The organism is Rudanella lutea DSM 19387, assembly GCF_000383955.1.
GTDB classification, from domain to species: Bacteria; Bacteroidota; Bacteroidia; order Cytophagales; family Spirosomataceae; genus Rudanella; species Rudanella lutea.
In genome coordinates this window covers 3,448,159-3,463,225 of sequence record NZ_KB913013.1, presented here as the reverse complement: position 1 = coordinate 3,463,225, position 15,067 = coordinate 3,448,159, and the positions used below count along the sequence as shown (strand labels likewise).

The following is a 15,067-nucleotide window of genomic DNA, read 5'->3' as shown; positions in this document are numbered from 1 at the left end:
TAATAAATTGTACAAATCCAATACAAGCGGAAAAGTTTCCAAATAATAAAAAAAAAGTGCGTATTCGCTATGAACACGCACTTCCATCTTAGAAAAATTTAGTTTTTGGTTCGTCCTCCTTATCGAATTAGCTCGCGGGCAATTACTAATTTTTGTATTTCAGATGTTCCTTCATATATCTGGGTAATCTTGGCATCGCGCATGAGTCGCTCCACGTGGTACTCCTTTACGTACCCGTAACCGCCATGAATCTGCACGGCCTCGGTGGTGGCCCACATGGCTACTTCCGACGCAAACAACTTAGCCATTGCCGCAGCCTGCACGTAGTCTTTGTGCTCATCTTTCAGCCGGGCCGCTTTGTACACCAGCAAGCGGGCCGCTTCGATTTTGGTAGCCATCTCGGCCAGTTTGAACTGAATGGCCTGATGGTCGAAAATCTGACGCCCAAACGCCTTCCGCTCCTGACTGTATTTCAACGACAGTTCGTAGGCTCCGGCGGCAATACCCAGCGCCTGCGCAGCAATACCGATTCGGCCGCCGTTGAGCGTCGACATGGCGAACTTAAACCCGAAGCCATCATCACCAATGCGGTTTTCTTTGGGCACTTTCACGTCGGTAAATAGCAGCGAGTGCGTGTCCGATGCCCGAATCCCCATTTTGTCTTCTTTCTTACCAACGGTAAAGCCCGGCGTACCCTTCTCCACAATCAGGGCGTTGATGCCCCGGTGCTTTTTGTCGCGGTCAGTTTGGGCAATCACCAGCGCCACGCTCGACGAGTTGCCGTTGGTGATCCAGTTTTTGGTACCGTTGACAAGATAATAATCGCCTTTGTCTTCGGCGGTAGTGGCTTGCGAGGTAGCGTCAGAACCGGCTTCGGGTTCCGACAGGCAGAAGGCCCCGATGATTTGCCCACTTGCCAGCGGAGTCAGGTATTTCTGCTTCTGCTCTTCGGTGCCGTAGGTTTCCAGACCCCAGCATACAAGCGAGTTGTTGACCGACATAATCACCGAGGCCGACGCGTCGACTTTGGAGATTTCTTCCATCGCCAGCACGTACGACACGGTATCCATGCCGCTGCCGCCGTATTCGGGCGACACCATCATGCCCATAAAGCCGAGCTCGCCCATTTTCCGAACCTGCTCCGTCGGGAATTTTGCTTCATTGTCGCGCTCGACAATACCGGGGAGCAATTCGTTCTGCGCAAAGTCACGGGCGGCCTCCTGTACCGAAAGCTGTTCTTCGGAGAGGTTAAAATTCATACCCTGTAATTCCAGCGTTGCTGATGCCATAGGGGTTACGTTTGGTTTTAGTAAGTGTTTGAGAAGTGGTATAAAGGTACGAATTAATTGTATGCAAGCATACTAATCATCAACTCGCCTGCCCGCCGTTGACCCCCAGCACCTGCCCGTTGACAAACGAAGCCTCGTCGGAAGCGAGATACAGGTAGGCGTAGGCAATGTCTTCGGGCTCGCCCATGCGTTTCGCCGGAATGGTTTGGATGGTGGCCTGCCGGGCTTCTTCGGGCATGGCGTCGGTCATATCGGTGCGGATAAAACCGGGGGCAACCGCATTGGCCGTGATTCCCTTGCTACCCAGTTCTTTGGCCCAGGTGCGGCACATGGCTACTACGCCCGCCTTGGTAGCTGCATAGTTGGTTTGCCCAAAATTGCCGTGTACCCCTACTACCGACGAAGTGCAGATAATCCGGCCGTAGCCTTTCTCAACCATGTAAGGCACCACGGCCTTCGTGCAGTTGAACACGCCCGTCAGGTTCACGTCAATCACCTGTTGCCACTCCGTATGGCTCATTTTGAGGAGAGTCCGGTCGCGGGTGATGCCCGCGTTATTGACCAGAATATCGATTCGGCCGTATTTCTCTACAACCGCCCGCACGGCTTCTTCCACACGGGGCACGTCGGTCACGCTGATGTTCATGTACTCGACCTGTGCTCCCGTTGCCCGGATAGCCTCGGCGGTTTGGGCACCCTCGTCGAGCATATCCCAAATGATAACAGTGGCCCCTTCGCGGGCAAAAATCTCGGCGGCCGACCGACCAATGCCCCGTGCTGCGCCGGTGATGATGGCAACTTTATTTTGTAAACGCATTTTGCTTTAATGGATAATGTAAAATGGATAATGAATAATGGGTAACGCGCAATGGACAGCCCGTTACACGCAGTTAAACCACCCACGGCCAATGAATATGCATTGTTCATTGTTCATTGTTCATTGTTCATTGTTCATTGTTCATTGTTCATTTATTTACTCGAACAACAAGCTAATCAATTCAGCCACACAGGCAGGTTTTTGCTGCCCTTCGACCTCAAACACGCACTCGACAACGGCCCGCACGCCAGTCGCGCCTTCATTGGCGTTGGTTGGCTCTGCGTGATGCAGCCAGGCTTTCATCCGAACGCGGCTCCCAACGGGTACAGCCCCCGTAAAGCGGATTTTATTGGCCCCGTAGTTAATACCCATTTTTACGGACTCAACCCGGTAAATTTCGGCCATCAGCTTGGGTGCCAGCGAGAGTGTCAGAAACCCGTGGGCGATGGTGGTACCGTAGGGCGAAAACTGCCGGGCTTTTTCCTCGTCGAGGTGGATCCACTGATGATCGCCGGTGGCATCGGCGAATTTCTGGACCATTTCGGGGGTTACAGTCATGTACGCCGATTCGCCGAGCGACTGTCCGGCATGGGCCGAAAAGTCGGCCAGCGTTGCGAAGGTTTGCATAGGGTGTACGTGTTTATTGTTTTCGGAATCTCAACCTGACCTGATCAATGCCTTCTGTTTTCGCGTTCGATGCTATCCACCTACGTTACCACCAATGGGGGCACGGCCCGGCGGTACTCCTCTGTTTTCATGGCATTGGGCAAGATGGTCGGGTTTTTGCACCCTTTGGCGATTCGTTGGCCTCTTTCTTTACCATCTATAGCTTCGATTTGTTTTACCACGGCCAAAGTTCGGGGCTGAACGGCAACACCTATGCGGAGCACGAGGCACTCACGCCCGACCGCTGGACTAAACTGCTCGACGCGTTTCTGACCGAACAAACCATTGACCGGTTTTCGGTGGCGGGTTTCAGCATGGGCGGGGTGTTTGCCCTGGCTACGGCCGAGCGGTTTTCACACCGGATAGACCGGCTTTGGTTGCTGGCCCCCGACGGGATCTCGACCAACGGCTGGTATGCCTTTGCGACCGGGTCGGGGCTGGGTCGGACGTTGTTCCGTTATTTTCTGAATCACCTGCCGCTGCTGCAACGCCTGAGCAATACACTCGTGCGACTCGGATGGCTCGACCGCAGTCTGTTGCGGTTTGCGCAGAGTACGCTGGCTACGCCCGCCCAACGCGAGCGCGTGTACCGGTCGTGGATTGGTTTCCGGCCACTACGGCCTCAGCTCGATACGTTAGCCAAAGTGCTCAACCAGTCATCGATGCGCATTACATTGTATCTGGGTGAATACGACCGGGTGCTGCCCAAAACAGCCGTGGAGCCCTTGCTCAGGCGGGTGCCCTCGGCCCAGGTGATTGTGCTACCAGTAGGGCACAATCGGCTTCTCGAAGCCATCGCCAAACGTATCGACGAGCGATTGGGCTAAACCCTTATTTACCCTTCAGTACCCGCCACAGCCCCACTACCGACACGAGCAGCAGCACGGCCACAATACCCTGTGTCCAGCCCAGGTTAGCCGTGCCTCCCGGTTGCGTGAGCAAAGCCCGGAGTTCGCGCGCCTGACTCCCGGCCCAGACCGCCAGCGCCGTGCGGGGCACCATGCCCAGAAAACCACCCAGCAACACGTTGTACAGCCGCGCCCCCGACAGGGCAAACATCAGGTTGGTCACCGCAAAGGGCAACACCGGCGAAAGCTTGGCGAAAAAGATAAACCGGAGTTCGCGCTGCCCGATACGGTCGAGAATTTGGTGCACCTTCGGGTTTTGTTCGAGATGGTGCCGAAGTCGGTCGCCATCGAGCCAGTGTACGGCCGTGTTGACAAACAGAATGGCGGCCATGTTGAGCGCAAACAGCGGAATCAGGGCGTTCCAACCCAAAAAATAGCCAAACACCAAGGCCAGAAAGGTGGGCGGCATGAGCGCCAGCGCCGACGCCAGCGCACACACAACCGTCACTACGGCCCATTGCCCGGCCGTGAGAGCCGCCAGCAGCGGCTCGTTGACCAGCACCTGATACGTGATAAACGAACTGGTGAGCAAAGGGGCCACCGTCATCAGCGCACTGACCACCGCTGGCAGGGTGAGTTTGTTGGAGATCATAGGCGAGCTTCCCGAATCGGCGCGTGGTTACTCGGCCAGGAGCTTCGTGATCAGGCCATTAAACTCGTCGACAAACTGATCGTAGTAGACGCCGGTGCCCGGTCCGCTGAAACCGGTGTGAATGTGCCTTACCTGCCCTTTTTTGTCCAGAATAATGGTTGTCGGGAACGCAACTACCCGGTTCAGGGCGGGCAGAGCTTTAGCCGCTTCGACCTTATCATTGGTACCGGCCAGCAACACCGGATATTGGATACCAAACCGCTCTTTCATGCGCTGAATGCGCGGGCCCGACTCCGCCATAACGGCCGACTTCTCAAAAGCCAGCCCCACTACCTCGACGCCCCGACTCCGGTTTTTTTGGTACCACGGGCTCAGAAAATTGGTTTCGTCCATGCAATTAGGGCACCACGAACCCAGAATCTGCACCACGGTCACTTTGCCCTTAAACCGGTCGTCGGTGAGCGAAACGAGCTTATTGGCAGGATCTGGAAACGAAAACGAGAACTTCTGACCGGGCTTGACAAACGTCAGCAGGGCCGGGTCGGGCAGCGACGCGTTGGGATCGAAACGGGCCGTCCAGGTTTCGGCGTAGGTCGGCCCTGAGTTAAACGTGCCGGTCAGGGTTCGGTTAGGACCGCGCCCGGCCTTCGCCTTAAACAGAAACAGGTGCGACCCATCGAAACACGACAGCAACAGACTATCCCCGACTACGTTACCGGCCAGATACCGGTAGTCGCCTGTGGGCGTCAAAAACGTACCCGTGATGGTATTTCCCTGCTGCTCAAAAACCCCAACGGCAGCAGTGGTATCGGTTCCGGTGGTACTGCGGAAGGTAGTGGCCCATTTGCCGGTCAGGTCGACCGAGGCCGCGCGGCCATCGGGCGTGAAGCGGTAATTCAGGCCGTGCTGGGCTTCAAACGGAATGCTCTGGTATTCGTTGCCGGTGCGACGCCGACGCCAGATGCCCCGCATAGTTTTACCCTCCACACGGGCAATGATCTCCGACTCAAACAGCGACATCGGAATCCGCAGTGTGTCGTTGCGGTACGTGGCCGCGTCCATCGGCAGGCGCTCTTTGCCGTTCACAGCGTGCACGGTAAAGGTTTGTTTATCCGCCCCCGGCTGAATGTCGAGCCCAAAGGGCAGCTCGCCCCCGGCGGTTTTGACGGTAGCACGCCATGTACCCGCCGTCAGCGGTTTTTCGGACTGAGCCGTACAGGCTGTAGAAAACGTTGCCAGTGAGAGCAGAAGCAGCAATTTGTTCATACCGCAAAAGAAACCAAAAATGAATATCTGAGCCGCCTGATTCACTTCCGGGGCGGTTTCGTTAAGTTTGTAACGGCCGACCGTTTCGATTTGGTTCCGCCCTATTTTGCATGACAACAAGTTACCACGAACCCGTAATGCTCACCGAGTGCCTCGATGGGCTGGCCATTAAGCCGGGCGGTATTTACGTAGACGTCACCTTTGGAGGAGGGGGACACAGCCGGGCTATTCTGGAGCGAATGGACCCGAATAGCCGACTCATTGCCTTTGATCAGGACGCCGACGCCCGCGCCAATGCCGAGGCCATCCATGACGCACGCCTGACGTTTATACCCGCCAACTTCCGCAACCTCAAACGGTTTTTGCGGCTGTACGGCATTAAGCAGGTCGATGGCATTCTGGCCGATTTGGGCATCTCATCCCACCAGATTGACACGCCCGAGCGGGGGTTTGCCACCCGGTTCGATGCCGACCTCGACATGCGCATGAATCAGCAGGCCGAGCGCTCGGCGAAGGCGGTGGTCAACACCGCCACCGAGGCCGAACTACACAAGATTCTGGGCATGTACGGCGAAATCACGAACGCCCGCACGGCCGCTACGGCGATTGTGGCAGCCCGCGCCAACCGCCCCCTGCAAACCGTCAATGACCTGAAAGCCGCCCTGCAACGACTGGCCCCGCGCGGCAAGGAAAACAAGTTTTTTGCGCAGGTTTTTCAGGCCATCCGAATCGAAGTAAACGAAGAACTGAGCGTACTGGAGGAGTTTCTGGAGCAAGTGCCCGACGCCCTCACGCCCGGCGGGCGGCTGGTGGTGATGAGCTACCACTCGCTCGAAGACCGGCTGGTCAAGAATTTCATCAACAAGGGTAAGTTTCACGGGGAGGTTGAAAAAGACCTCTATGGCAATGAGCTGAAACCGTTACAAGCCGTCAACCGCAAGCCTATCGAAGCCTCCGCCGAGGAAATTAGCCGCAACCCCCGAGCACGTAGCGCCAAATTGAGAATTGCAGAAAAATGGCTCAAAACACCTTTCGCACCCCCAAAACCATTGCCCGGCAAAAACGCAAAAGCCGCCTGACCAACTGGGTCAACGATGTCATTGGTCTAGACCGGCTCTTCGGTGAGAACAACTCCTGGCCTATCCGCAACATCGACCGCATTTTGTGGGTCACGCTGTTGCTCATTATTTACATTGGGCTCACGCACAATGCCGAGCGGCTCGTTCGCCGGATTCAACGGGCCAAAATTGAGCTCGACGAGCTGCGCGCGCAGTACACAACCCTACAGGCCGATTTTATGAAGAGCGGCAAACAGTCGGAGCTGAGCAAGCGTGTGGCCCCCCTCGGCCTGACCGATAGCCAAACACCACCCCGTAAACTTGTTGTGAAGCCAGATGAGTATTAAGCAGGACTTTCTGAAGCGGGCCACCTACCTCTACCTGGGGCTGGTTGTGGTGGCCGTGGCCATTGTAGCCAAGCTGGTGTATGTCCAGTATTTTCAGGTCTATGATGGTAAGCACTGGATTGAGCGGCTCGAGGGTGTCAAGATTCGGCGCGACACGCTACGGGCCATGCGTGGCAATATTTACGCCGTTGATGGAAGCCTCATGGCGACCTCTATTCCAACCTACGAGGTCGGCCTTGACCCCACCATTGCCGACTCAACGTATTTTGCCCAAAAAGTAGACTCTCTGGGTATACTGCTCTCCAGGGTCTTTGGCGACCACTCGCCCGCCGAGTATGCCGATATGGCCCGCGACGCCCGCGAACACGGTCGGCAGTTTTTGCCCCTGTACAGCCGCCGGGTTACGTATGCCGAGCGGCAGTACATGCGCCAATGGCCGTTTTTCCGTCGTTCGGCCAAAATCAGTGCACGCGGTGGGGTATTCAGACCTTACTACGAGCGGTATCATCCCTTCGGCGAAATGGCCAAACGGACCCTGGGCGACCTCGACGCTAAAACCGGCAAAGGGCTCATGGGCCTCGAAGCCAGTTTTCAGAAAAATCTGGCCGGCAAGAATGCCGTTGGCCTTGTGGAGGTACTTAGCAATGGGGTAAAGAAACCAGTCGACGACGGCCCCGACATGCGCCCCGAAACGGGCATGGACCTGTACACCACAATCGACGTCAATTATCAGGACATGGCCGAGTCGTCGTTGCGGCAGTACATGGAGAAGTTTCAGGCCGATAAGGGAACCGTGATTGTGATGGAGGTACAGACCGGCGAAATCCGGGCGATGGCCAACCTGACCCGCTACCCCCGTACAGACGGGTCGAGCCAATACCTCGAAACATTCAACCACGCACTGGCGGGCCGCACCGACCCCGGCTCTACCTTCAAGCTGGTGAGTATGATGGCCTTGCTGGAAGAAAAGGCCATTACGCCCAACAAAATTGTGCATACCGGCAACGGGAGGCTGCGGTACCGAACCATCGATATTGTTGACCCCAAACGGGGCGGCTACGGTACGCTGACTGCCCAGCAGGTGTTCGAGAAATCGTCGAACATCGGGGTTCACCTGCTCATGCAGAATTATTTCTACAAACGTCCCGACCTGTACTGCCAATACCTCCGCCGGTTTCACCTGACCCAGCCCACGGGCATTCACATGAAGGGCGAAGGGGTGCCGTTTATCCGCAACCCAGACTCTAAGGGCTGGAGCAAAACCTCGCTCACGTTTATGTCGTACGGGTACGAGATGCTCATTACCCCCTTGCAGATGCTCACCTTTTACAACGCCGTAGCGAACGACGGGCGCTGGGTGCGACCCATGATTGTGAAAGAAATTCGGCAGGCCGGCGACCTCGTCGAGGCATTTGAGCCTTATGTAGCCCCTGAGCCTATTGCGTCGAAGAAGACGATTCAGCTGGCGAAACGGATGCTCGAAGGGGTAGTCGAACGCGGTACGGCCCGCTCCATCATGAGCCCGTACTATAAAATTGCCGGCAAAACAGGCACCGCCCAGAAATACGTCGGGGGCACCTTCCGCGAGGGTTTCTACTACTCGTCGTTTATTGGCTATTTCCCGGCCGACAAACCCAAGTACACCATTCTGGCAGCCATCGATAATCCCCGGTTCAGCAATATCGACTCGCTGTACGGCGGCAAAGTAGCCGCGCCGGTATTCCGTGCCGTAGCCGACCGGATTCATGCCTACGATATTCGGATGCACCCACCATTGCGGAAAGGCAAGGCAGGGTCGGCACCCACGCCTAAAGCGGGCTATGCCGAAGACCTCCACCTGATTAGTCAGGAGCTCGAACTGGGCAAGGAGCCATCGGTTGAAGGCTGGGTACGCACGACCCAAAATGGTAGCTGGCAATCATTGTCCACGCGCGAAGGCAAAATGCCCGACGTACGCGGCCTGCCCCTGCGCGACGCCCTGCCCCTACTCGAAAATCGGGGGGTTCGGGTAGCCATTCGGGGTAGCCGACGCGGGCGCGTTTCGGCCCAGTCTGTAGACCCCGGCGAAGACATAAAGGGCCATAGAGGAATTGTGTTGAAAATAGAGTAAATTGCCGTTACAGAATTTCTCATTCTACCCCATAACAACGATGACGACAACGGCCCCATTGACGATTCCGGCCACCTTCCGGCACGAGGAGCTGGAAGGTCAGATATTGTACCGCAAAGGCACGCTTGCCGTTCTGAATGGCCAAAAAACGATAAACGAAATTATGGGCAGCAGTTCGTTGCAATCCTTGGTTGTCTCGATCTTATTCGGGGAAATCTTTAAATATCTACCCGACGATTATCTGGCCTTTGTAAGCGAACCGGGCTTACATATCGCCCATAACTCCAACGTGGCCAACGATATTGCCATCTTCCGACTGGCCGAAATCGAGAAGGTGAACCGAAAATACTTTGCCACTCCCCCCGATATTGTGATCGAAGTGGATGTTAAACTGGAAATTGACCTATCGAACTATCAGAAGGAAGAAGACTATATTTTCCACAAAACACAAACGATGCTCGACTTTGGGGTGGGAACGGTGATTTGGATCACAACAGAGGGAACCCGCAAAGTTCTGGTTGCCCAACCCAATCAGGATTGGCGTGTGACAACCTGGGAATCTGATATTGACTTTGCTCCCAATTGCCGCTTCAATTTAATGGCTCTGCTGGAACGGCGGGGGCTGACCGGGCTCTTAGCCTGACCGTTGCCTGGCTGCTGTAGGCAGAATCGCCAACGGGGCTTTATCTTTGCCCTATGCAATTATCCTCTCTGCTTTACAAAGTCCCGCTGCAAGCTACAGCGGGCAGCATGGATACCGACGTCACGCACCTGACTATGGACTCGCGCCGGGTGGCACCGGGGAGCCTGTTTATTGCCGTGCGGGGTACCGTTACCGACGGCCATGCGTACATCGATAAAGCCATTGAACTGGGGGCATCGGCCATTTTGTGTGAAACCCTGCCCGATCAAACCCCCGAGCACGTAACGTTTGTACAGGTTGCCGACTCGGCCCGGACTATGGGGCTGGTAGCGGCTAACTTTTACGGGCATCCGTCCAAAAAAATCCGGTTGGTGGGCGTAACCGGCACCAATGGCAAAACCTCGGTGGCCACCTTGCTTTTCCGGTTGTTCCGCTCGCTGGGATACCGTTGCGGCCTGCTCTCGACGGTGCAAAATCAGATTGACGATACCGTAATCCCGGCCACCCACACCACCCCCGACGCCATCACGACCCACGAGTTGCTCGTCAGGATGCTGGAGCACGGCTGTACGCACGTATTTATGGAGGTGAGCTCGCACGCGGTGGTGCAGGAGCGTATTGCGGGGCTACATTTCGCGGGGGGGATCTTCACCAATATCACCCACGACCACCTCGACTTTCACAAAACCTTCGACAACTACATCAAGGCAAAAAAAGGCTTTTTTGACCAGCTGCCCCGTGCGGCCTTTGCCCTGACCAATGCCGACGACAAGCGGGGGGCGGTGATGCTTCAGAATACCCTGGCCCGTAAAGAGAGCTACTCGCTGCAAACACTAGGTACATTTAAGGGCAAAATTCTGGCCGATGGTCTGTTTGGGCTCGAAATGGACATCGATAACCGGCGGGTGTGGTTCAAACTCATCGGGCGGTTCAATGCGTACAACCTGCTGGCGGTGTACGGTGCGGCCGTGTTGCTGGGCGAAGACCCCGACGATGTGCTGACCCAACTCTCAGGCCTGATGCCCCCACCGGGTCGGTTCGAGCAGGTAATTTCAGACGACCGGATTGTGGGCATTGTCGACTATGCGCATACCCCCGACGCCCTGCAAAACGTACTCGAAACCATTGCCGAGTTTAGCCAGGAAAGCGAAACGGGTCGCCTGCCGCAGGTAATTACGGTGGTGGGTTGTGGAGGCAACCGCGACGCAGCAAAGCGCCCGCTTATGGCCGAGATTGCCTGCAAATTCAGCCAACGTGTCATTCTGACGTCGGACAACCCCCGCCACGAGGAGCCCATGGCGATTCTGGAACAGATGCAGGCCGGTGTACCGCCTATCGATTTCAAGAAAACCATCACGATTGAAGACCGGCGCGAAGCCATTGAGCGCGCTGTGGCCCTGGCACAACCGCACGACATTATTCTGGTAGCGGGCAAAGGCCACGAAACGTATCAGGAAATCAAAGGCGTGAAATACGACTTCGACGACCGGCTCGTGCTCCGCGAGGCTTTTGCAAACCGCGGAAAAGCGTAACTTTGTTTAATTAGTGAATGAGCGAATTAGTGAATGAGCGAATGAAGTCTTAAGCACACCCGCTTGCCTGTTATCATTCACTAATTCGCTCATTCACTCATTCACTCAATACAATGCTCTATTACCTCTTCTCGTACCTCGACCGCCAATTTGATTTTCCCGGTGCGCAGGTATTTCAGTACCTTTCGTTTCGGGCGTTGGGCGCCGTAGTTACCTCGTTGATCATCGGGGCGGTATTTGGCCGACGAATCATTGACTATCTCCGCAAACTACAAATTGGCGAGTCGATTCGGGATCTGGGCCTCGAAGGGCAGATGCAGAAACGCGGCACCCCAACCATGGGAGGCTTCATTATTCTGGCCGCCCTGCTGATTCCGGTCCTGCTGTTTGCCAAACTCTCCAATGTGTACATTGTTCTGTTGCTGGTTTCGGCCGTCTGGACGGGTCTGATCGGGTTTCTGGACGATTACATCAAGGTATTCAAGAAAAACAAAGAGGGGCTACACGGCCGGTTCAAAATTGTAGGTCAGGTAGGATTGGGGCTCATTGTGGGCCTTACGTTGTCGTTTAACCGGTACGTAAAAATCCGGATTTACGACAAGCCCGTGGTGAGCACCAACATTGGCTCGGTATCGGTTTATGAAGATATCAAATCGACGCTGACCACGGTACCATTTCTGAAAAACAACGAGTTCGATTACAGCTCACTCCTGTTTGGGCTCCTCCCCGACGAATACACCTGGATTATTTACACGGCGGTCTGTATTTTCATTATCACCGCCGTATCGAACGGGGCCAACATCACCGACGGTATCGACGGGCTGGCGGCCGGTTCGTCGGTTATTATTGCCCTCACGCTGGGGGTACTGGCGTACCTGTCGGGTAACGCCCGTTTTTCGGAATACCTCAACATCATGTACATTCCCAACTCGGGCGAGCTGGTTATTTTCTGTGCCGCCTTTGTAGGGGCCTGCGTGGGTTTTCTCTGGTACAACTCGTACCCGGCGCAGGTTTTCATGGGCGACACGGGCAGCCTCATGCTGGGGGGCGTGATTGCGGTGGTGGCACTGGCCATTCGCAAAGAATTGCTGATTCCGCTCATGTGCGGTATTTTTCTGGTCGAGCTGCTGTCGGTCATGATTCAGGTGAGCTACTTTCGGTACACCAAGAAAAAGTACGGCGAAGGTCGGCGCATATTCCTGATGTCGCCCCTGCACCACCATTTCCAGAAGAAAGGGTACCACGAAGCCAAAATCGTGACACGCTTCTGGATTGTGGGCATTATTCTGGCGGCCCTCACCCTCGCAACGCTAAAGCTGCGTTAATCTAAACTTTTGAACGCCCAAAACGCGTTGATTCCATAATGACATCCAAACAGTGGCTCCCGGTATGGCTCCTATTCATTGCCATTGCCGGCTGCAAACCAAGCTATTATCTGGGTCAGCAAACCGCGACCCGGCTGACGGTCGACTCCGCGACGGCCCAAACCGACCCCGGTATGGCGGCCTTTCTGCAACCGTATCGGCAGAAACTCGATCAGACCATGAACGAGGTGCTGACCCGGTCAACGGGCCGCATCGAGAAAGGCCAACCCGACGCTCCGCTCAACGACCTGCTCACCGACGCCCTGCTCCAACAGGCCACCCAACGGTACGGTAAACCCGTTGATTGCTCGCACCTGAATCTGGGTGGCATCCGAACCAACCTGCCCGCAGGAAATATCACCATCGGCTCTATTTACGAGGTGATGCCGTTTGATAACCAACTGGTGGTGATGACGCTCAAAGGCGATATGCTTCAGCAATTCCTGAATCACTTCGCGGCCTCCAACGCCCTGGTTATTGGCGGTTTGCGCACTAAAATCAAGGATGGCAAAGTACAGTCGGTACAGTTTACCAACGGCCGTACGCTGCAACCCAACGAGACCTACACCGTTGCCATGAGCGATTACATTGCGGATGGGGGCGAAAACGTGGGCTACATCAAAGGAGCTATCCGTCGCGAGAATCTGAACTACCTCATCCGCGATGCATTCATTGATTATTTTCGTCAACAGGGTAAAACCGGCACCCCTCTAACCCCCGTATCGGATGGACGCGTTACTGTCGAATAGACGTCAGTTTCTGAAACTGCTGGGTTCGGCCGCCGTGATTGGGGCTACCGCACCTGAGGCTTTGGCCAAGTCTAAAACCACCCAAATTACCATTCTGCACACCAACGATGTGCACAGTCGGCTCGATCCGTTTCCGTTTGATGGCGGGCGCAATGCCGGGAAGGGGGGCGTGGCCCGTCGCCTGACGCTCATCCAGCAGATTCGGAAAGAGAAAACCCACGTACTGCTGTTCGATGCGGGTGATATTTTCCAAGGTACGCCCTATTTCAACCTGTACCTCGGTGAGCCCGAAATTCTGGCTATGAACCGGCTCGGCTACGATGCCGGCACCATTGGTAACCACGATTTCGACGGGGGCATCGACAATATGCGTACTCAGTTTGCCAAAGCCGACTTTCCGTTTCTGATTGCCAATTACGATTTCCGGAATACCGTGATGGACGGTCGCACGAAGCCCTACCAGGTGTTTGTGCGCGATGGCGTCCGGATTGGTGTATTTGGCCTTGGTATCGAGCCAAAGGGGCTTATTCCGACGGATGCCTACCGCGAAACCAAGTACCTCGACCCGATTGAGCTGGGCAACGATATGGCCCGGCGATTACGTCAGGACGAGAAATGTAGCTACGTAATCTGCCTGTCGCACCTGGGCTTTAAATACAATGATGCCACCGTTTCGGACAACGTGCTGGCGGCCAAAACCCGCCATATTGATCTGATTATCGGAGGGCACACACATACGTTTCTGAACGCACCCGTATCGGTCAATAACCTCGACGGCAAACCCACGCTCATCAATCAGGTAGGCTTTGCCGGTATTCACCTGGGGCAGCTCGACCTCACCTTTGAGCGAGGCAAGGCTACCTTAAATGAGGGGAAACCGGTAGCGGTGCAGGGTTAATTTGTATCTTTGCAACCAAGAGGGAAAAGAGTGAACGAGTGGTTAAGCCGCTGTGATCTGGACGTTGTTCTTTCTCCCTTTCACTATTTCGCTTTTCAGTTATGAAATTTGGCGTTGTCGTATTCCCCGGCTCAAACTGCGATCAGGATGCAGTCGATGCCCTGACCCTGATGGGCCAGCCCGTTGTGAAACTCTGGCATAAAGACCACGACCTGCAAGGTTGTGACTTTATCTTGTTGCCCGGCGGTTTTGCCCACGGCGATTATCTGCGGACGGGGGCCATTGCCCGGTTTTCGCCCATTATGAACGAGGTGATTGCGCACGCCAACCGAGGTGGCTACCTGATGGGAATCTGCAACGGTTTTCAGGTATTGGCCGAGGCTCGTCTGGTACCGGGCGTACTGCTGCGTAACCTCAGCCAGAAGTACACCTGCAAAAACATTTATCTGAAGCCACAGTCATCGAGTGTGCTGGTTTCGGCCGGACTCGACAAGGAGCAACCCCTGAAAATTCCGATTGCGCACGGCGATGGCCGGTACTATGCCGATGCCGATACGCTAAAGCAACTGAACGATAACGATCAGATTATTTTCCGCTACTGCGACGAAACCGGGGCCATTACCGACGCGGCCAACCCCAATGGTAGCCTCGAAAACATTGCCGGTGTAGCCAACGAGCGCAAGAATGTATTTGGCATGATGCCCCACCCTGAGCGTGCCGCCGACCCCCTGCTGGGTAATACCGATGGCCGTTTGATTCTGGAGCAGCTCATTACGAGTGTGCTGGCGTAAGGAGCTATTAAGCGTTGTATGTGGTTCATGTAGTTAA

General features: G+C 55.4%; 15 protein-coding genes. 10 read left to right on the top strand and 5 right to left on the bottom strand.

Annotated features, from left to right (window positions below; translation table 11 throughout):
- Positions 1 to 119 precede the first annotated feature (119 nt).
- The 3 genes from RUDLU_RS0114245 to RUDLU_RS0114235 form a co-directional block, all read right to left on the bottom strand.
- Complete coding sequence (locus RUDLU_RS0114245) at positions 120 to 1,259, bottom strand: acyl-CoA dehydrogenase (RefSeq protein ID WP_211220238.1); 1,140 nt, start codon at positions 1,257 to 1,259, stop codon at positions 120 to 122.
- Positions 1,260 to 1,368: 109 nt separating this feature from the next.
- Positions 1,369 to 2,106, bottom strand: a complete 738-nt coding sequence (gene fabG, locus RUDLU_RS0114240; protein ID WP_019989064.1) for a 3-oxoacyl-[acyl-carrier-protein] reductase — start codon at positions 2,104 to 2,106, stop codon at positions 1,369 to 1,371.
- Between the two features lie 156 nt (positions 2,107 to 2,262).
- Positions 2,263 to 2,733 (bottom strand): MaoC family dehydratase, encoded by a 471-nt coding sequence (locus tag RUDLU_RS0114235; protein ID WP_019989063.1) that lies wholly within the window; start codon positions 2,731 to 2,733, stop codon positions 2,263 to 2,265.
- Positions 2,734 to 2,780: 47 nt separating this feature from the next.
- Here RUDLU_RS0114235 and RUDLU_RS0114230 point away from each other — a divergent pair, with 47 nt between their 5' ends.
- Positions 2,781 to 3,599 carry an alpha/beta fold hydrolase gene (locus tag RUDLU_RS0114230; RefSeq protein ID WP_019989062.1) on the top strand — a complete coding sequence of 273 codons (819 nt, stop codon included), beginning with the start codon at positions 2,781 to 2,783 and terminating at the stop codon, positions 3,597 to 3,599.
- 4 nt (positions 3,600 to 3,603) lie between these two features.
- Here the strand turns inward: RUDLU_RS0114230 and RUDLU_RS0114225 are convergent, their stop codons facing one another.
- Both RUDLU_RS0114225 and RUDLU_RS0114220 read right to left on the bottom strand, forming a co-directional pair.
- Positions 3,604 to 4,272: a TVP38/TMEM64 family protein gene (locus tag RUDLU_RS0114225; protein WP_019989061.1), complete on the bottom strand. Its 669-nt coding sequence runs from the start codon at positions 4,270 to 4,272 to the stop codon at positions 3,604 to 3,606.
- A 27-nt stretch (positions 4,273 to 4,299) separates the two neighbouring features.
- Entirely contained in the window at positions 4,300 to 5,538 is a 1,239-nt protein-coding gene (locus tag RUDLU_RS0114220) for a peroxiredoxin family protein (protein WP_044130332.1), read from the bottom strand.
- Between the two features lie 110 nt (positions 5,539 to 5,648).
- Between RUDLU_RS0114220 and rsmH the strand changes: the two genes are divergently transcribed.
- From rsmH to purQ, 9 genes are all read left to right on the top strand, one after another.
- Positions 5,649 to 6,617, top strand: a complete 969-nt coding sequence (gene rsmH / locus RUDLU_RS0114215) for a 16S rRNA (cytosine(1402)-N(4))-methyltransferase RsmH (RefSeq protein WP_083940666.1) — start codon at positions 5,649 to 5,651, stop codon at positions 6,615 to 6,617.
- Positions 6,554 to 6,943, top strand: a complete 390-nt coding sequence (locus RUDLU_RS0114210) for an FtsL-like putative cell division protein (RefSeq protein WP_019989058.1) — start codon at positions 6,554 to 6,556, stop codon at positions 6,941 to 6,943. The genes rsmH and RUDLU_RS0114210 overlap by 64 nt, the downstream gene beginning before the upstream one ends.
- Positions 6,933 to 9,053: a penicillin-binding protein gene (locus RUDLU_RS0114205; protein WP_019989057.1), complete on the top strand. Its 2,121-nt coding sequence runs from the start codon at positions 6,933 to 6,935 to the stop codon at positions 9,051 to 9,053. The genes RUDLU_RS0114210 and RUDLU_RS0114205 overlap by 11 nt, the downstream gene beginning before the upstream one ends.
- Before the next feature lie 40 nt (positions 9,054 to 9,093).
- Entirely contained in the window at positions 9,094 to 9,696 is a 603-nt protein-coding gene (locus tag RUDLU_RS0114200) for a PDDEXK family nuclease (protein WP_019989056.1), read from the top strand.
- A gap of 53 nt (positions 9,697 to 9,749) precedes the next feature.
- Positions 9,750 to 11,228, top strand: coding sequence for a UDP-N-acetylmuramoyl-L-alanyl-D-glutamate--2,6-diaminopimelate ligase (locus RUDLU_RS0114195; RefSeq protein WP_027303063.1), 1,479 nt, complete (start codon positions 9,750 to 9,752; stop codon positions 11,226 to 11,228).
- Between the two features lie 113 nt (positions 11,229 to 11,341).
- Positions 11,342 to 12,553 (top strand): phospho-N-acetylmuramoyl-pentapeptide-transferase, encoded by a 1,212-nt coding sequence (mraY, locus tag RUDLU_RS0114190; protein ID WP_019989054.1) that lies wholly within the window; start codon positions 11,342 to 11,344, stop codon positions 12,551 to 12,553.
- A gap of 38 nt (positions 12,554 to 12,591) precedes the next feature.
- Positions 12,592 to 13,341, top strand: a complete 750-nt coding sequence (locus tag RUDLU_RS0114185; protein ID WP_019989053.1) for a 5'-nucleotidase C-terminal domain-containing protein — start codon at positions 12,592 to 12,594, stop codon at positions 13,339 to 13,341.
- On the top strand, positions 13,319 to 14,239 hold the full coding sequence (locus RUDLU_RS0114180) for a bifunctional metallophosphatase/5'-nucleotidase (RefSeq protein ID WP_019989052.1): 921 nt from the start codon (positions 13,319 to 13,321) through the stop codon (positions 14,237 to 14,239). Before RUDLU_RS0114185 ends, RUDLU_RS0114180 begins: the two co-directional genes overlap by 23 nt.
- A gap of 101 nt (positions 14,240 to 14,340) precedes the next feature.
- On the top strand, positions 14,341 to 15,030 hold the full coding sequence (purQ, locus tag RUDLU_RS0114175; RefSeq protein ID WP_019989051.1) for a phosphoribosylformylglycinamidine synthase subunit PurQ: 690 nt from the start codon (positions 14,341 to 14,343) through the stop codon (positions 15,028 to 15,030).
- Positions 15,031 to 15,067: the final 37 nt, after the last annotated feature.